The organism is Serratia sp. PL7, from assembly GCF_945957435.1.
The window spans coordinates 1-17,812 of sequence record NZ_CAMFLB010000051.1 but is presented as its reverse complement, the minus strand read 5'-3'; the positions used below and the strand labels follow the sequence as shown (position 1 = coordinate 17,812).

At 50.9% G+C, this 17,812-nt stretch carries 17 protein-coding genes; 12 read left to right on the top strand and 5 right to left on the bottom strand.

The features are described from left to right. Nucleotides 1–270 precede the first annotated feature (270 nt). A complete protein-coding gene (locus tag N6G83_RS52975) occupies nucleotides 271–936 on the top strand; it encodes a dTMP kinase (RefSeq protein ID WP_074031137.1) in 666 nt (221 codons plus the stop codon). Here N6G83_RS52975 and N6G83_RS52970 read toward each other — a convergent pair. After that, nucleotides 923–1,621 carry an RluA family pseudouridine synthase gene (locus N6G83_RS52970; protein WP_024530095.1) on the bottom strand — a complete coding sequence of 233 codons (699 nt, stop codon included), beginning with the start codon at nucleotides 1,619–1,621 and terminating at the stop codon, nucleotides 923–925. The two genes, N6G83_RS52975 and N6G83_RS52970, sit on opposite strands and share 14 nt — an antisense overlap. Nucleotides 1,622–1,892: 271 nt before the next feature. Continuing rightward, on the bottom strand, nucleotides 1,893–2,789 hold the full coding sequence (locus tag N6G83_RS52965; RefSeq protein WP_211136544.1) for a PhzF family phenazine biosynthesis protein: 897 nt from the start codon (nucleotides 2,787–2,789) through the stop codon (nucleotides 1,893–1,895). Nucleotides 2,790–2,931: 142 nt separating this feature from the next. On the opposite strand from N6G83_RS52965, the gene N6G83_RS52960 reads away from it, so the two are divergent. Together N6G83_RS52960 and blaSFDC are read left to right on the top strand one after the other, a co-directional pair. Further along, nucleotides 2,932–3,687: an alpha/beta fold hydrolase gene (locus N6G83_RS52960; protein ID WP_211136543.1), complete on the top strand. Its 756-nt coding sequence runs from the start codon at nucleotides 2,932–2,934 to the stop codon at nucleotides 3,685–3,687. Between the two features lie 140 nt (nucleotides 3,688–3,827). After that, nucleotides 3,828–4,976, top strand: a complete 1,149-nt coding sequence (gene blaSFDC / locus N6G83_RS52955) for an SFDC family class C beta-lactamase (RefSeq protein WP_211136542.1) — start codon at nucleotides 3,828–3,830, stop codon at nucleotides 4,974–4,976. Between the two features lie 47 nt (nucleotides 4,977–5,023). Here the strand turns inward: blaSFDC and N6G83_RS52950 are convergent, their stop codons facing one another. Beyond that, nucleotides 5,024–6,349, bottom strand: a complete 1,326-nt coding sequence (locus N6G83_RS52950) for a glycoside hydrolase family 10 protein (RefSeq protein WP_211136554.1) — start codon at nucleotides 6,347–6,349, stop codon at nucleotides 5,024–5,026. A gap of 81 nt (nucleotides 6,350–6,430) precedes the next feature. Between N6G83_RS52950 and N6G83_RS52945 the strand changes: the two genes are divergently transcribed. After that, nucleotides 6,431–6,667, top strand: a complete 237-nt coding sequence (locus N6G83_RS52945) for a DUF4354 family protein (protein WP_143182277.1) — start codon at nucleotides 6,431–6,433, stop codon at nucleotides 6,665–6,667. Between the two features lie 14 nt (nucleotides 6,668–6,681). After that, nucleotides 6,682–7,032, top strand: coding sequence for a hypothetical protein (locus N6G83_RS52940; protein ID WP_029711512.1), 351 nt, complete (start codon nucleotides 6,682–6,684; stop codon nucleotides 7,030–7,032). Nucleotides 7,033–7,462: 430 nt separating this feature from the next. Here N6G83_RS52940 and N6G83_RS52935 read toward each other — a convergent pair whose 3' ends face one another. Next, nucleotides 7,463–8,371, bottom strand: a complete 909-nt coding sequence (locus tag N6G83_RS52935) for a LysR family transcriptional regulator (protein ID WP_260524352.1) — start codon at nucleotides 8,369–8,371, stop codon at nucleotides 7,463–7,465. 119 nt (nucleotides 8,372–8,490) lie between these two features. Here N6G83_RS52935 and N6G83_RS52930 point away from each other — a divergent pair, with 119 nt between their 5' ends. The 4 genes from N6G83_RS52930 (at nucleotide 8,491) to N6G83_RS52915 (ending at nucleotide 12,288) form a co-directional block, all read left to right on the top strand. Further along, nucleotides 8,491–9,684 (top strand): MFS transporter, encoded by a 1,194-nt coding sequence (locus N6G83_RS52930; RefSeq protein WP_211136917.1) that lies wholly within the window; start codon nucleotides 8,491–8,493, stop codon nucleotides 9,682–9,684. Nucleotides 9,685–9,943: 259 nt separating this feature from the next. After that, nucleotides 9,944–10,975, top strand: coding sequence for an alpha/beta fold hydrolase (locus tag N6G83_RS52925; RefSeq protein ID WP_211136918.1), 1,032 nt, complete (start codon nucleotides 9,944–9,946; stop codon nucleotides 10,973–10,975). Nucleotides 10,976–11,045: 70 nt separating this feature from the next. Further along, complete coding sequence (locus N6G83_RS52920) at nucleotides 11,046–11,459, top strand: ASCH domain-containing protein (protein ID WP_409529744.1); 414 nt, start codon at nucleotides 11,046–11,048, stop codon at nucleotides 11,457–11,459. 49 nt (nucleotides 11,460–11,508) lie between these two features. After that, entirely contained in the window at nucleotides 11,509–12,288 is a 780-nt protein-coding gene (locus tag N6G83_RS52915; RefSeq protein WP_211136919.1) for an ATP-grasp domain-containing protein, read from the top strand. Between the two features lie 36 nt (nucleotides 12,289–12,324). Here the strand turns inward: N6G83_RS52915 and lysC are convergent, their stop codons facing one another. Then, nucleotides 12,325–13,686 carry a lysine-sensitive aspartokinase 3 gene (lysC, locus tag N6G83_RS52910; protein ID WP_024530115.1) on the bottom strand — a complete coding sequence of 454 codons (1,362 nt, stop codon included), beginning with the start codon at nucleotides 13,684–13,686 and terminating at the stop codon, nucleotides 12,325–12,327. Nucleotides 13,687–14,288: 602 nt separating this feature from the next. On the opposite strand from lysC, the gene N6G83_RS52905 reads away from it, so the two are divergent. From N6G83_RS52905 to N6G83_RS54885, 3 genes are all read left to right on the top strand, one after another. Further along, the gene (locus N6G83_RS52905) at nucleotides 14,289–15,674 is read left to right on the top strand and encodes a diaminobutyrate--2-oxoglutarate transaminase (protein ID WP_024530116.1); all 1,386 of its coding nucleotides are present in this window, start codon (nucleotides 14,289–14,291) and stop codon (nucleotides 15,672–15,674) included. A 15-nt stretch (nucleotides 15,675–15,689) separates the two neighbouring features. Continuing rightward, complete coding sequence (locus N6G83_RS52900) at nucleotides 15,690–17,153, top strand: pyridoxal phosphate-dependent decarboxylase family protein (protein ID WP_211136927.1); 1,464 nt, start codon at nucleotides 15,690–15,692, stop codon at nucleotides 17,151–17,153. A gap of 136 nt (nucleotides 17,154–17,289) precedes the next feature. Then, the gene (locus tag N6G83_RS54885; RefSeq protein ID WP_312847441.1) at nucleotides 17,290–17,520 is read left to right on the top strand and encodes a nuclear transport factor 2 family protein; all 231 of its coding nucleotides are present in this window, start codon (nucleotides 17,290–17,292) and stop codon (nucleotides 17,518–17,520) included. The last annotated feature ends 292 nt before the right edge of the window (nucleotides 17,521–17,812 follow it).

Genomic DNA, 17,812 nt, shown 5'->3' with positions numbered 1-17,812 from the left:
TAAGCGGAACCCTTAAACTACCCCGCGCAGGTCACAACATATGGACAATGACCATAAACAGCTGTAATCCTGAGTTTTAGACCCGTGAGTTAGAATCATTGCCAGAGGTTCACCAGTGTCTGTTTATAAGAATCCTCGATTCGGTTCGCGCTGACGCGCCAGGCGGCTCCGACGAACGAAGAGGGGGCGCGTTATTCATACGAAGGAATGTAAGATGCTTTTGCCAGATTCAAGTTTTACAAAAACCGTATATCAATCGGCATTTGAAGAATGAGTCGTCAGCTATTTGTTTCTCTGGATGGGCCCAAGGGAGCCGGTAAAACCACACTTTTGGAGGCCATTGCGAAAGTACTAAGGGCAGACAACAAGAAGGTGATCCGACTTTGCGAGAAAAAAAGCGATCCCTACAGGAGGGAAACAATGGCCCTCGTTAACAAGCTCGCCAGAAATCCCACCCTGGATTTAGAATTGGAGGTTTGTGAGCGCTTTGCTGATAGCCGTGCCTGGATTTCCCAGCAAGTGCTGACTAAACAACCACCGGACAGCATTATCTTGATGGATCGCTGGTACCCATCGGATGCTGCGTTTCGCCGGATGGTCCCATTTGCAGAGATTTTACAGCTTAACATTGAACGAAACGTGCGAACGCCAGACCTACATGTCGGGGTTGTTACTGCGGCTGATATTTCATGGGCAAGGGCCGCGGCCCGACCACGTGGGCTAAGTAGTACTGTGATTCATAAGCTGGAAGATCATGTCGCTTGTACCAAGGCGTTCGAGCGAGAAATTGCAGAGAACGGCTGGGTTTTATGCCGAAATGAAGGAACGATCGAAGACGCAACGATGAAGGTGATTTCTGAGATCTACAGAGTGCTTGGATGCCCCATAGGCATCGGTTTTGCGGGCAGAGCTACTTTCACCTTCAAAACGGGCTGACATTACAGGCTTTGATCAACACTTCGCTAATAGGATGAACAAAATGCAGCTCACTGGCGTGCAGCATCAGCCGCGGCGTCCGTTCGGTGCCAGGTATCAGGAGGCCGCCATACAGATCGCAGCCCAAAATAGGGTGTCCCAACTGCTGGCAGTGAATGCGCAGTTGGTGGGTGCGCCCGGTCTCCGGGGTTAGCTCTACACGCGTCAAAGGCAGTAACGTCCCGTCTTCCACCTCGTGATACAAACGCTCAACGACTCGATAGCGGGAGCGAGCGGGCTTGCCGTGGATTGAGCAAATCGACATCAGCGGGAACAGCGCCGGGTCTTTGGCAATCGCAGCGTCTATCACCCCGTTGTTGTCTTTCAGGTGTCCACAGAGCAGTGCGCTGTAAACTTTGGTCACGGTGCGCTGGCTGAACTGTTGGCAGAGGGCGGCGTTGATAGCCTTGTTGCGGGCAACTACCATCAGCCCGGAAGTGCCGAAATCAAGGCGGTGAATCAGAGTGCAGCCGGGGAATATCTTTACCAGCCGATAATGTACCGAATCGAGATTTTGCGGATTCTTCCCAGAGAGGCTGAGCAGCCCGGTTGGCTTATTGATAAGCACCAGGTGATCGTCCTGATAGAGGATCTCTATCTCGTCATGACACGGCGGGGCAATAAAGGTATCGAAAATCGTAGACATCAGGCTGCCGGATGGGGAGTGGATGTGGATAATAACGAATTTTCAGCTGGCTGGCGAATCTGGCTGTTAGCCTAATGGATCAACGGTAATTTTTGATGAAAGTGATACTTGTACGACACTGTTTTAGACCTGGCTGGGGATAAATGTGTCACTCTCCGATGGGGGATCGCAACACATTTACTTAAGCTATTGTGATTCGTCATCATCAATCTATAAGACCGGGAAAGCGCACCCGGTCACTATGCCGATATTCTGTGAGTTATCGCCACAGCTAAATGTGCAACTGACCATTTATCAGCGTGCAACTCTGCCCACCAACCCAAGGCTCACCGTCAATAAAACGAACGCTAACCCGGCCATCTCGATGCAGTTGGGTGCCTTGTCGAACCTGATACCCCTGCGCCGTCGAGCCACCGTCGGGGAAGTTATTGGCTTTCAACAAACGGGCTAGGCAAGCATTGGCACTGCCAGTCACTGGGTCTTCAACCAACTTGTCCCATTCAACCAGAAACGCTCGCATTTCATAATCTGCTGGTTCACCCGATGAATAGGCACCATAAATCACCACGCCATCAACATGATAATCAGTTTGCAGCTTCTTAATCATGGCTTGATCCGGCGTCATCGTCAGGCAGGATTGAGCGCTTGGCATACGTACCATCAGCCAGCGAATACCCATATCGGCAATCACCGGCATCGTATCGGCTTCAATAACCGCAGGCAGAAAAGCGGCCGTTAGCGTTTCCCTTTCTTCTGAAGTCAGCGTTCGAAGCGTTACCGCAGGTGCAGCAAACGCCAGCGTTCCTTCAGGTAAGATATTGACCGCAACCAGACCAACCCCGCATTCTTGCATCACCACACCCGGCTGTTTGGTCACCAGCCCAGCCTCCAGTAATGCATGAGCCGTACCCAATGTTGGATGCCCGGCAAAGGGTAGCTCTTTTTCGGGGGTAAAAATGCGCACCTGATAATCTGCCAGCGGATTAGTCGGTTTGAAAACAAACGTCGTTTCCGAAAGGTTGGTCCAGCGAGCTAATGAAAGCATCTGCATCTCATTCAAGCCCTCCGCCTCCAGGATCACTGCCAAGGGGTTTCCCTGCAATGGCGAGGTGGTAAATACATCAACCTGTTTATAGGCGCGTGGTTTCACATCATCTTTTCTGAGCATTTGCTGTAATCCGCTAGGTATAAGGCTTGATGATAGCGCTATTAAATGACAGACATCAATTGCTAATACCTTAAAATGGTTGGCTTTTGTGATACGTTGGCACTCATTGAGGCAGCCCCGGAAATTAACAGAGGAATACTACATGCAGAGTTTATTTTCGTTAACCGCTGGCGCCTGTGTGCGTTGGCACGATTTGCCAGGCCAGGGTATCCCGATTGTGTTTGTTCATGGGCTTGGGTGCGCGTCTTCCTATGAGTATCCACGCATTGTGGCAGATCCGGCATTTGCGGGACGACGCGCGATTCTGATTGACCTTCCTGGATATGGCTTTAGCGATAAACCTCGTGATTTTGATTACAGCATTGCTCATCAGGCAGACGTTGTGATCGAAGTGATTACTGCATTGAATCTGTCACATTGTCATCTTTATGGTCACAGCATGGGGGGCAGTATCGCGATTGAAGTAGCAGAACGATTGGGTAAACGGATAGGTAAACTGGTGGTTTCGGAACCTAACTTTTATGCCGGTGGCGGCGTATACAGCCGCCTGCTGGTGGAGAGACCGGAAGCTGAGTTTATCTCGCAAGTGTACGACGAAATGCTGGCAGACCACACATCCCCCTGGAAAGGTTCGGCCCAAAATGCGGCCCCCTGGGCAATGTGGCGGGGAGCCAAAAGCCTGATTGATGGAGCTTCACCGTCATGGATGGAGACTTTCCTCAATCTGTCCTGTTCACGCTCACTGATTTTTGGCGAACAATCCTTACCGGACCGTGACTTTGAGTATGTCAGCCATCAGGGCATATCGGTAGCAACAGTGCCACAAGCAGGGCACTCTATGTCCTGGGAGAATCCATCGGCATTTGCCGTGGTGTTACACAAGGCATTTAACGATTGATTTAACACCATCGGCTATCATCCAAGCCAATAGAAAAACTTTTAACAGATGCTAAATTTTACCGTTTGCCGCCCAACATCAAGTTCTACAAACTAAGCGCGTCTGATAGAACCCTTAACTCTCAATTACGGAAAATCGCAATGTTGAAAAAATCCCTATCCTGTGTGCTGTTGCTCGCCACCTCAGGTTCAGTGTTTGCAGCACCGCAAACGGAAAAACAGATAGCCGACATTGTTAATCGCACCGTTGCGCCATTGATCAAAGAGCAGGGCATTCCCGGCATGGCCGTAGCGGTGATTTATCAGGGGCAGCCTTACTACTTCACCTGGGGATTGGCAGACGTTGCGGGCAAGCAGCCCGTCACGCAGCAAACCTTATTCGAGCTCGGTTCGGTCAGTAAAACGTTCACTGGAGTGCTAGGCGGTGATGCCATTGCTCGCGGTGAAATCAACCTTGGCGATCCGGCGAGCAAATACTGGCCAGCGCTGTCGGGCAAGCAATGGCAAGGCATCACTTTGCTACATCTGGCAACCTATACCGCCGGTGGCTTACCGCTTCAGATACCGGAAAATGTTACCGATGAAGCATCGCTACAGAGTTACTATCAAACCTGGCAACCGCAGTGGGCTCCGGGCACCAAGCGCCTTTACTCGAACGCCAGTATTGGCCTGTTTGGAGCGCTGATGGTTAAACCGTCAGGCATGAGTTTTGAACAGGCGATGACCAAACGCGTGTTCCAACCGTTGAAGCTATCGCAAACCTGGATAAACGTGCCGCAGCAGGAAGATAAGCACTACGCCTGGGGCTATCGCGATGGGAAAGCGGTTCGCGTTTCTCCGGGCATGTTTGATGCCGAAGCCTACGGCGTGAAGTCGTCGATAGAGGATATGGCAAGCTGGGTGCAGGCCAACATGGTGCCTGCCAACGTGAAGGATGCCTCGCTGCAGAAGGGGATTACGCTTGCCCAATCGCGCTACTGGCATGCCGGTGATATGTATCAAGGTCTGGGTTGGGAAATGCTGAACTGGCCGGTTAAAGAGAAAACCGTGGTCGAGGGTAGCGATAATAAAAACGCACTGGCAGCGCTGAGCGTCACAAAAATCACTCCGCCAGCGCCAGCATCAAGCACCTCTTGGGTACATAAAACCGGCTCGACCGGCGGATTTGGCAGCTACGTAGCCTTCATTCCTCAACAGGATCTCGGCATCGTGATGTTGGCGAACAAAAATTATCCTAATCCTGTGCGCGTTGCGGCGGCTTACCGCATTCTTGAGGCGTTGCAGAAGTAATTTTTTTAGCCCCGCAGTCTCAGGGGGCATATTGCCCCCTAAATATCTCAACTACCCCAGCGACTTTTCAGGTAATTCACGGCCTGCTGGGTCTGTGGCTGATTAAGATAATCCTCTCTGAACAGGATCGTGCCTTTAATTTGCGATACGGACTCATTCAAATCCAGCTGCTTTTGTAGCTCCAGCACGCCACCATTGACCATCCAATCGGGCTCGTTCTTTGACGGAATACCCACTTTATAGAGCGCCACACCGATATAAAGACGCGTATTGGTGGAGGTCACCACATTAGCCCACCATTTGGCGAGCACATCATAACGGGCCGCGTCACGCGCGAAGGGCCAATACAGCTGCGGAGCGATGTAATCCAGCAGCCCAAGTTGCACCCAATTGCGGGTGTCGGCATAAGATTCATCATATGCCGCAGCACCTCGCGTATTGGAACCGGCCACATCGTGTGAGTGGTTACGCCATACGCCAGAAGGGCTGACTCCAAATTCAACGTCGGGATTCAACTTTTTGATCGTACGAGAAACTTGCCCAACCAATTGCTTGGTGTTGTCTCGCCGCCAGTCCGCTTTGGAGCCAAAGTGTTGACCATACTTTTTGAACGTCTGGCTGTCGTTGAGCACAGAACCAGGGGACTCAGCATAGAAATAATCATCAAACTGCACGCCGTCAATATCATAATGGGTAACCACCTCTGCTACGATGCTGGTGATCCAGTCTCGTACCTCCGGGATACCTGGGTCGAGCACGAATCGGTCGCCTGCGGTGCGGATCCAGTCAGGGTGTAGCACATAGACGCTGGCTGGCTGCTGCGACAATGTGCGGTTCATTTTATCAATGGTTACAGGCTTGGTGTTAACGGACACTCGGTAGGGGTTAAACCAGGCATGGACTTTCATGCCGCGCTTGTGAGCTTCATCCAGCATAAACTGCAGCGGATCATAGCCTGGGTTGTCGCCAATATTCCCCGTCAGCACATCTGACCATGGCAAAATTTTTGATGCCCAGAGGGCAGTGCCATCAGGCTTAACCTGGAAAAAAACGGTGTTAATACCCAGCGTCTTCAGTTTATCCAGCTTGCCCTTCAGTGCTTCCTGCTGTTGGCGAATGCGGATGTCTGGGCTGCTGGCATTGACCGATGTCACTGGTGGCCAATCGAGGCGGGATACGGTTGCCAGCCAAACGCCACGCACCGGTTCCTGGCTTTGCCGTGATTTATCCGGGTGTGGCTGTTTTGCCACCGAAGGCAACGGAGTGACTAAGGATTTCGCAGGTTCAGAGGTGCAACTGGCCAGTGAAAGGACACCGGCAAGAAGTACGCCCAGTTGTTTAACTTTGGTAAAGCTATGAGAACAGGCGATGATTCGCTCCGGCTTCTATTGAGTATCTAAACAATCTTGTCATTCTCTTATTATTCGAATTTTAGTCAATACCGGTAGGCCAGATTGGTTGGACGCTGCAAACCACTATCAGCGCGAGATAGGCCAATCAGCCGGGACAACGTTGCCAGCCAACAGGTTGGAGTACGGCCGTTAATCTGTCGTTTAAATCCTTTACACTATAATGTCTTCTATACCAAGGATTTCACCGTTAGCGTGACTGACCTGTCCGATAAAGATATCGAACTCAGTAAGTTATGTTTACAAGTATCCTCTGCTAACAAGATAGCCCCCTCAAATTAACTAAAGAAACTTTTATGAATAAATGTTTGCTTGCTGTTTTTCCCGCCATTATTTTGTCAGGCTGTGCTGCCACATGGGAACCGTTAGGTACGCCAACGCTGCCCCTTCAAGAGGCGAATAGCCTTTGCGATACTGAGTCATTAGCTCAGTACCCGGTTAAAAATGAGGTCGCTACTAGAAGCGTTGAAAAGCAGGTTTCATTGAAATGCAATAAAGATGACGATGGATGTAACAGCAGTGGTTATAAATATGAAAATAAACTAGGCGTTGAAAGCTATCCCTTGGACGTAAATATAAACAGCCGGAAAGCCGCATTTACTGCCTGCATGGCAAAAAAGGGTTGGAAAAACACCAGCTGGCTATAAAAGAGTTGTGTTCCGGGCTGATACAACGCCCGGAGCTCGCCCTTTGTGAGGCGACCAAACGTGCCACTATTTAATTAGGGCACTCCTCTTCTGCAACAACTCTGTCGCAGATCACCTCAGCACCTGAACACGGCACCGTACCAGCTCCCTCGCCCTGTGGGAGAGGGTTGGGGTGAGGGGCAAGTAAAACCAGTGTCTCAAGCCGTGCCGGGATCAAAGGAACTCTTGGCTGCGGTATGGGCCAGTCAAACAGATGTCGGGCTGCTGCGGCGCAGATTTTCCCCTGGCAAGCCGTCTCCTCAGGCTTTTCGGTGCTGGTGGCATCGCAGGTTCTCACTATATTCGCTGGTGGGATGCTGTTTATTCGTATGCAAGGTAACCGGCAATTCACCACAGCGCGGTAAGCGTGAAGGGCTTGGTGTTGCCAAGGCTAGTCGATACGCAATTCGGCAGCGAGCAACTCCAGCATGGCATCCACTTTTGGCTGCAGTTGTCGCCCAATGGGCCACACCAGATTGAGCGGCAGACCATCAGTCGCCAGTTCCGGTAGGATTTGCACCAATTCACCGCGTGCAATTTCATCGCAGACCAGCCAGGTTGCCAACTGTGCGATACCGCATCCAGCCTTGACCGCGGCAACCTGAGCTTCGCCGTTGCCGACAATAATGCGGCCTTCCATCGTTCGCCGCTCAATCAATCCTGCATCATGTGCGATCAGCCAAGGCCCCGTGGTTCCATCGGCCTTGCCATAGAGCACGGCATCATGGCGAGATAGTTCGGCGGGCGATGTCGGTGTCCCGTTGCGGGCCAGGTAATCGGGCGAGGCGCAGAAAATGAGACGTTCACAGCCCAGGTTGCGATGGCCAACTGAGGTAGGCCAATGATCCGGGCCACCGATACGCACAGCCACGTCGATCGCTTCTTCGAGCAAATCAACGAAACGATCGGTCAAGGAAACATGCGGGCGTAAGTGCGGGTGTTGCTGTGAGAACTGGAGCAGCAACGGCCAAACACGGAGGCGACCAAACGTCGCTGGTGCGTCTAGCCGCAGACGACCCACCGGTTCACTGTGCTGGGCGGCGAGCACGGCTTCAGCTTCTTCCAAATCGGCCAGCACTCGTACGCAAGTGCGGTAGAACGCAGCCCCTGCATCCGTCAGAGCCAACCGGCGGGTTGTGCGCTCGAACAGCCGAGTCCCAAGCCGATCCTCCAGGCGTGCCACACTTTTGCTGACGGCAGAGCTGGTCAGGTGCAATTGCTCTGCCGCTGCCGTGAAACTGCCTGCGTCGGCCGTTGCCACAAAGGTTTCGATGCCCTTAAGCCGCTCCGCTGGGATCATGCTGCCCTCGCTTATTAAGGAATTTAATTCAAATATTTCGGTAAAATATATCAATAATAAGAATATATTTCTTAAATATACTGAAGGCAACAGCAAATCCCCCCGTAGGAGCCTTTTTGATGTCTTGCATTACCGCACCGGGCACCGCCATTTCGGCGAGTCGTAGCCGCCTTTCCATCGTCATTCTTGCGGTGGCGGCTTTCGTCATTGTCACGACCGAATACCTGATCGTCGGACTATTGCCAGCACTGGCACGCGACTTGGATATTTCAATTTCCGCTGCCGGTCAGTTCGTTACCCTGTTCGCCTTCACAGTGATGCTGTTCGGCCCTTTGCTGACTGCGTTGTTGTCACACATTGAACGTAAGCGCCTGTTCATCGCTATTCTGATGATCTTTAGCGTTTCGAACGCTCTGGCCGCAATCGCTCCGAACGTTTGGGTGCTTGCGATTGCCAGGTTCATTCCAGCGCTGGTGCTGCCAGTATTCTGGGGGACGGCCAGCGAGACGGCCGGACAGATTGCCGGGCCGCATCGTGCCGGTCGCGCAGTATCGCAGGTGTATCTGGGGATCTCAGCAGCCTTACTGTTTGGCATTCCACTGGGTACGCTAGCGTCGGACATCATCGGCTGGCGTGGCACCTTCTGGATACTGGCCGGGCTGTCGCTGGTTATGGCATTGGCCCTGGCGATCTTCATGCCGACCCTGGCACGCCCCGAACGGCTGAGGCTGGCAGAGCAGACACGCATCCTCAAAGATCCGTATTTTGTCGGTAACGTTGTGTTGTCGGTCATTGTGTTCACCGAAATGTTTACGGCTTACACTTATCTAGCCGACATGCTGGAGCGCATCGCTGGTGTGGCACCGGCGCAAGTCGGTTGGTGGCTTATGGGCTTCGGTGCTATCGGCCTGGTAGGTAATTGGCTTGGCGGGCGCGTTGTGGATCGCAGCCCACTAGGCGCTACCGCCATATTCTCGTTATTGCTGGGCATAGGCATGATGGCCAGCGTACCTGCGGCAGACTCGCTCATTCTGTTATGGTTGGCACTTGCGCTATGGGGTATCGCTTATACTGCACTGTTTCCAATCTGTCAGGTAAGGGTGATGAAGTCCGCTTCACACGCTCAGGCACTAGCCGGAACGTTGAACGTCTCTGCTGCCAATGCCGGTACGGGTCTTGGCGCCATTATCGGTGGCATGGTGATCCCCCAATGGGGTTTGGAAAACATCGGTTACGTTGCCACAGGCATCGCGATAACAGCCATTTTGCTGGCGGCTTGGCTCGTACGCTTTCGGCGGCAAAGCGCGGAATAGCTAGGAAAGGGCAGATGACCGTTCATGCGGTCACCTTGGCAAAAATCACGTCTCAAATAAATTGCTTCAATCTTTCAAAGCCTTGCTCCAGATCGGCTTTCAGTTCATCCATATCCTCCAGCCCAATCTGCGCGCTCTCTACGACCGTTGTCTTTCAGAACTCACCTGGCACGTTCAAAGTACGGACAATTAGGTATCAGAAATCGTATTTTGTACATTATGATACTTTCATGTGTCAAAATGGATTTGTGAGACTTACATGGTTTTACTAGGCTACGCCAAGGTACCGGATTTTAGCGATATTCTCCTTAAATTCATGCCAGTGATATTGTTTCTAATGCTATATGTTACAGGTGCGAATGCCGCAAACATTAATGGTGTTGGGATCAAAAAATTTGAAGTTGTCGACCCTATTGATCATCACCCAATAGAAACGGTGGCGTTCTTTCCAAGTTCTGGGCTTTCGGGGGTTACAAGCATTGGTCCCTATAAGATTTCAGCGTCCAAATCGGTCCCCATTGGGAGCGATTCATATCCGTTGATTCTGCTTTCGCATGGAAACATGGGTAGTATGTGGGGGCATCATGATCTGGCCACAGCCATCGCCAAGCAAGGATACATCGTCGTAAGCGTGACCCATCCGGGCGATAATTTTCAGAATTCGAGTCGAGTCGGGGCTACTAGCACGATCTACGGACGCCCCTTGCAAGTATCTGCTGCTTTGTCGGCAGCTTTAAAAGATTCTGTGCTAGCGCCACATACTGATAAAGATCGAATAGGATTTTTGGGGTTTTCTGCCGGTGGAACAACAGGTTTGATACTCGCAGGAGGCAAGCCGACTCTTACTCGCCTTGTAGAGTACTGCGCGAAGCGCCCGAACGACCATCATGTTTGCGAAGCGAAGGGCCATATCAGGCTTGATCATCCCGAACTAGCCGCGTCAGCCGATCCGCGTATTCGGTCATTCGTCCTGCTTGCTCCCTTAAGTGTCATTTTTACACCAGAGGGATTGAAACCGGTTAAGTCACCGTTACTTATTTTTGTCGGGGACAAGGATGAGGAATTATCTCCTGATGATAACGCGATAGCATTGGCGAGTGAGACAGGGGCTTCATTAGAGGTCATTCCTAACGCCGGCCATTTCACATTTTTATCACCATGCTCACCTGATATGAACCGTACGATGCCGGATTTATGTACGGATCGTAAAGGCATAGATCGTGTCGCGATCCATCAACGCATTATTACCGAGATAGCAACTTTCTTCAAAAAATCGCTTGGTGCGAAATAGTGGATAGATGATTTTGTTTGCTACCTTGGAAGTGAGGGGCTTTTTTAATAAATTGATTTAACAGGATTTAATGGTGATTATTATTGAAAGTCTAAAGACTAAGTATCCGGGGGTCATTGCATGGCCATTTGGCGATTCCGCCGAAATGGCAGACAAGCTAGCAGACCTGGTTATTAAAGGGGTAAAAACCGCAACCTGCTGTTCGCTTTCATCTTTCAAAAATGAAGAAGAATCACCAACGATCGGCGGCTACAGCATTATCCTAAATGGCAAAGGTGATCCAGTCTGTGTCATTAGGACGATCGCTATGCTGATAATTCGTTTCTGCGATGTGACAGACGAACTGGCAAAAAAAGAAGGCGAGGGAGATTTCAGCCTCAGGTACTGGAGGCAAGGGCACAAAGAGTTCTTCCAAAGAGAAGGGAGTTACTCCGACACAATGGAGCTTGTAACAGAAGAGTTTGAACTGGTCGAGTTGTTGTAATGTATGATCCTGCGGTGCCGTAAAATAAATGGAAATAGGGTGAATTCAAATGCAGCTGATTTATCCCAGTGATTACTTTAACCCTGCCAAGGCCGATGAAACCTTTGAGCAGGAGTTTAACTGTGCCAGACAGAAAGGATTAACCTGTGTGCTGCTGTCGTCTGAACACGCCTCGATGGGAAAGTACAAGTTCTCTCACAGCTTTGAGCCAGATGTCCCCGTGATATGGCGTGGATGGATGCTAAGCCCGGAAGAATATCAACAACTGCATAGAGCCGTTTCGCTAAGCGGCGGGCAAATGCTTGAATCATTTGATGATTACATTCGGTGCCATTACATCACAGGCTGGTACGAAATTTGCCAAAAGTATACGCCGGAAACCATATTGGTCAGTGCAGATGCTGATTTCGATAAGCTGACCGATCATCTTAAGTGGCCGTGTTACTTCGTTAAGGATTATGTTAAATCTTTAACCACCTCCAGAGGCTCTGTTGCCGTAAATGCCGATGAGATCCGCGAAGTATTGCAATCCATTGAACACTTCCGTGGAGAAATTGAAGGGGGAGTTAGCCTTAGACGTTTTGAAAATTTTATCCCCGAGAGTGAGCGCAGATATTTTTCGTTGAATGGCAAAGTTTTCTCTGCAGACGGAATCATTCCAGAAGTGGCTATTGAAATCGCGCAGCTCATAGATGCTCCATTTTTCTCCATCGATATGGTTAAAAATGATGCGGGTCAGCTCCGGCTTATAGAGATTGGGGATGGGCAGGTATCCGACATCAAGGAATGGCCGGTTGAGCGTTTTGTACGGATGTTTATGGAGCCATAGGCGCGTCTTAGGGGCGCGCAAACGCCCCAAATTATCTTACTCGAATAACCTACGGTGCAGCGCAATAACCGCGCCATCAGCAACGTCGCTTGGCAGCAGGAAGCAAAGATTATCATTGGATGCGCCATGGAAAATCATGCGCACGGCATACTCATCCAGATCCATAAATGTATCCCGGCATACTCCCGCGCCACGATGGAGTTGATTGCCAATCAGCGTGACCAGGGCCAGCCCGGTTTCAATCTCGACCCGGCAATGAGAAGAGAGTGCCGTAAGCAGCGCGGTGGTTAGGGTGTGATCTTCTCCCGAAGTGGACCCCGTGGAATTCAGGGCCAGCGCTATGCAGCTGTCGGAGGTGGTCACCAGATCCACATCAACCTGATGTTCTGCAAGAATCGCGAACATTTCTGCAAAGAATGTGTATGCCGGTTGCGCATGCAGGCGGTGCAATCTCAGTAACGTCTGTTTACGACGAACGGCAATGGCGCGATAAAGTGGTGGATTGTCCGTCTCGCGGCGAACCAGCGTGCCGCCGGCAGCGGTATTTTTGCTGGAACCCACAAAGACCGGGATATTTTTCCGCACCGCGGGTAACAGGGTCGCTGGATGGAGCACTTTTGCACCAAAAGCAGCCATGTCGCTGGCTTCGGAAAAGGAGATATGGTCGATACGCCTGGCCTGCGCCACAATGCGCGGATCGGTGGTGTAGATCCCGGCCACATCAGTCCAGATATCGACACGTGCGGCCTGCAATGCTTCCCCAAGCAGGGAGGCGGTGTAGTCGCTGCCGCCCCGGCCCAACGTGGTGGTATGCCCGGCGTCATCACGGCCGATAAAACCCTGGGTGATAACAATCGCCTGCTCAATACGCGGCCGCAGATGGGCTTCTGCCTGATCTTTCACAAGGCTGATATTGGGTTCGGCGCAACCGTAAAAGTTGTTGGTTCGAATGACTTTACGTGCATCAAACCATTCTGCTTGCGCTTTACGCTCACGAAGCACTTCAGCAAATAACAAACTCGACATCAGCTCGCCATGGCTGACCAGTTCATCACTCAGCGCAGTGGAAGGCGTTGCCAATGCCGTCTCGGCAAGACGGGCAATATTTTCAAGGAGTTGGTCGATTTCCTTGCCAATGACCAACGGCGCTTTCAGGCGGGAAATAATGTTGTACTGGATAGTGCGAAGGGTATCAATTTTATCCATACGGTCACGACTTTCCAGCCCTTCAGAAAGTTCGACTAATAGATTTGTGACTCCCGCGGAGGCAGACAACACGACCAAACGAACCAGGTCATCAGCAAGAACAATACCGGCACTGCGATTCATCGAGTCAAAGTCAGCAACGCTGGTGCCGCCAAACTTGGCAACGACGAATTGTGGATAAATGCGTGTCATAACAGTCTCATATCAGGGCGCCATAAAAATGGCTAGAAAATTTTCATTCTCGGCATAAGGGAAGCTCGCTTCGCCTTACGAAATGTCCGCCCGCGAACATTTCTGATGACAACCCAGGAAAGCCTCCTGTTGTCGATAACGTGTATTGCCTCTTACGCGTTACCGGTGTGATGCGCATTAATTCTTTATTTACGGATAGTAAAAATAAGCGCGCCATAGTAAGTGATTTATCTTAATGGATCGACATTTTTATTTTATTTGGCAATAAATCAGTGAAAAAGAATGCCTTACAGGCCAATGCCTAACATTCTTAACGGTAAAATCGTGTAACAAAAGAATAAAACCATATCAAAACGATGGTTTTCATGACGTTGTGTGCAATCTGGGTATCCGTAACGTTTTGCACAATATTGGTAACAAAAATTAATGCATGATGAAAGGTAACTTGTTGTTGCACTTGGATTTTACAGGGTTGATTGCATGCTGAAACAAATGATTGAGTACACCATTAAAATAATATATATTGGCCGCGTTTTTACAGGCAATCCCCTTAACCTTTAACTCAACCCGGCGTTAATAATACCCGAGGTTGTGGGAGTGATATGATGACGGATAAAGTCCGTATTGATACTTTAAGTGCTCGTTCATTACCACAAAGCAATGATACCTTTTTAGCAAGACAGGCTGAGTTTGAGTCTAACGTCAGAAGCTATCCACGTAAACTGCCATTGGCAATAGCTAAAGCGCAGGGCGTTTGGATTACTGATGTTGAAAATAATCAATATCTTGATTGTCTTGCAGGCGCCGGGACTCTGGCGCTGGGTCATAATCATCCTGACGTGCTTCAAAGCATTCAAAGTGTCATCAGCAGCGGCTTACCGTTACATACGCTGGACCTTACCACACCTCTGAAAGATGAATTTTCCTCTTATTTACTCTCTTTATTACCGGGCCAGGGCAAAGAGTATTGCCTGCAATTCACCGGTCCTTCTGGCGCTGATGCGGTTGAAGCCGCGCTCAAACTGGCAAAAAAAGTAACTGGCCGTTCAAGCATCATCAGTTTCTCCGGCGGCTACCACGGTATGACGCACGGTGCGCTCTCCGTAACCGGTAACCTGTCACCAAAAGAAGCCGTCAGCAATATGATGCCGGAAGTGCAGTTTATGCCTTATCCGCATCAGTACCGCTGCCCGCTGGGTATCGGTGGCGACGCAGGCGTTAAAGCACTGACGTACTACTTCGATAACTTGATCAACGACGTGGAAAGCGGCGTACGCAAACCAGCGGCGGTGATCCTCGAAGCGGTGCAGGGTGAGGGCGGCGTGAACCCGGCTCCGGCCGAGTGGCTACAGCGCATCCGTAAAGTCACGCAAGACCATGGAATTCTGCTGATCATCGACGAAGTCCAAGCTGGTTTTGCACGCACCGGTAAGCTGTTCGCATTTGAACATGCAGGTATCGAGCCAGACATCATCGTTATGTCTAAAGCTGTCGGTGGCGGTCTGCCGTTGGCCGTACTAGGCATCAAAAAACAGTTTGATGCATGGGCGCCAGGCCACCATACCGGAACATTCCGTGGTAACCAGCTCGCAATGGCCACCGGTCTGACCACGCTTAAGATCCTTAAAGACAACGCCATCGCGGATAAAGTTGCCGCCCAAGGCGAGTGGCTGAAAGGCAAACTGGTCGAGCTGCAAAAACGGTTCCCGGTTATCGGTCACGTACGTGGCCTGGGCCTGATGATCGGCATTGAAATCGTGAAGCCTAACGAAGCGCAGGATCACATGGGATGTTACCCGGCGGATGGCGAGCTTTCGGCACTGCTGCAGAAAAAATGCTTCGAATCCGGTTTGATTCTGGAGCGGGGCGGCCGTCATGGTTGCGTACTGCGCCTGTTACCGTCACTGCTGATCACCGACGCTGAGCTGGAAATTTTCCTCGATAAATTTGAAAACGCCTTGCTGGCCACTGGCATGGAGCCGGTTTAATCGGAGTTAACGATCGTGTCTGATAACAACCCAATTCTCTCAGGTTCGGCGCAAAGTATCGCCGCCTATCAGGATGCCATTGAGCAGAGCAGCAAAGCCGTTATCGAATGGTTAAAGCAGCCAGAAATGTATCAGGGGAAAACCGTCGACCAGTTGCGCGAGCGCATCCAGTTGAACTTTACCTCTCAGGGCCTGGGCAACCAGGCCGCCATTGAGCGCGCAGTTGAGTATTTCCTCAAGGACAGCCTCTCTGTACATCACGCACAATGTGTGGCGCATCTGCACTGCCCGAGCCTGGTGATAAGCCAGGCTGCAGAGGTGCTGATCAATGCTACTAACCAGAGCATGGACTCCTGGGATCAAAGCCCATCAGCGACCATCATTGAGATCAAACTCATCGAGTGGCTGCGTGAGCAGATAGGATACAGCGCCGGTGATGCCGGCGTGTTCACCAGTGGCGGCACCCAAAGTAACCTTATGGGGCTGATGCTGGCGCGTGATGCTTTCTTCGCGCGTCAGGGGCACTCCGTTCAGCAGCATGGGTTAACGGGCGATCTGAGCAAAATCAAAGTGTTTTGCTCCGAAAGCGCACACTTCTCCGTGCAAAAAAACATGGCGTTGATGGGGCTGGGCTATCAGTCAGTGACCCAGGTGAAAACCGATGCGTTCTCGCGTATGGATATCGCTGACCTGAAAACCAAACTGGCGCAGGCAAAAGCCAACGGTGAGCAGGTGATGGCGATTGTGGCCACTGCCGGTACGACTGATGCAGGTGCAATTGATCCGTTAGAGGATATCACCGCGCTGGCCGCGCAGGAAAATATCTGGGTTCACGTTGATGCCGCATGGGGCGGAGCGCTGCTACTTTCTGAGAAGTATCGCCACTACCTGAACGGCTTGGAATCCGCAGACTCCGTGACACTGGATTTCCACAAGCAGTTCTTCCAGACCATCAGCTGTGGTGCATTCCTGCTGAAAGATGCACGTCATTATGAGCTGATGCGTTATCAGGCGGCGTACCTGAACTCTGATTTTGACGAAGAGCACGGTGTACCTAATCTGGTATCAAAATCACTGCAAACCACGCGTCGTTTTGATGCCCTGAAGCTGTGGATGGGCCTTGAAGCGTTGGGTAAAAAGCAGTACGCCGAAATCATTGATAACGGCGTTACACTGTCACAGAAAGTGGCTGAGTATGTCTCTGCACAACCGCATCTGGAACTGGTTATGCAGCCACAATTGGCAAGCGTACTGTTCCGTTTCTGCCCGAAAAGCGGCGATCGCGCGTATATCGCGCTGTTGAACCAGCGTATCGGCGATGTTCTGTTGGCATCAGGTAGCGCCAACGTTGGGGTTACTGAAGCAGATGGCGTAACCTGTCTGAAGCTAACGCTGCTGAACCCAACGGTTTGTCTGGAGGACGTAAAAGTCCTGCTGGCAAGCGTGAAAGAGACGGCTGAAAAATTGCTCAACGCGTAATCCTTAATAGCCGAATCTGCGTCGAGTTGCTAGTCAATTCGGTGCAGTCAAAATGCTTCCTATGGTGAAATCTGTTGGGTAATGACAGCCATTATTCCTCAGATTTCACGTAGCGCGATCAAAAAAGGAGGGCGTTTTGAACGATATTGCACAGCTTTTACCAGTAATCCAAGCACTAGAGGTTCAACTCCATCAGTCGGCAATACGCAACGATGCAAATATCGTTGGAGAATTGCTGCATGACGATTTTGAAGAGATCGGCTGTTCCGGGTTGTACTATGACAAACAGCAAACCATTGCGGCGCTAAAGTTGGAAAGCGGCCCGCCACAGATTCTTGCCGAAGGGTGCCGTATTGTTGAGGTATAAAAGTTTTCAACGTGATGCGGATGGCGGCATTGTTCGCCGTGCCGAGCGTTCATCGATCTGGTTGCAATCGTCACAAGAGAGCGGAGGCTATTGGCAGATGCGTTTTCATCAGGGCACACCGATCGGGGATTGAAACCGACTGAGTATCAACTCGAACAATCGTCATTCATGAACCAACTTCTAGAAAACTAAGTAATCAAAGCATGAAGGTGAGTGAGATAAACCTAGCGGGATAGCCCGGTGCGTAACTGCCAATGCAATTTAACATAATATACATTATGCGCACCAAGGT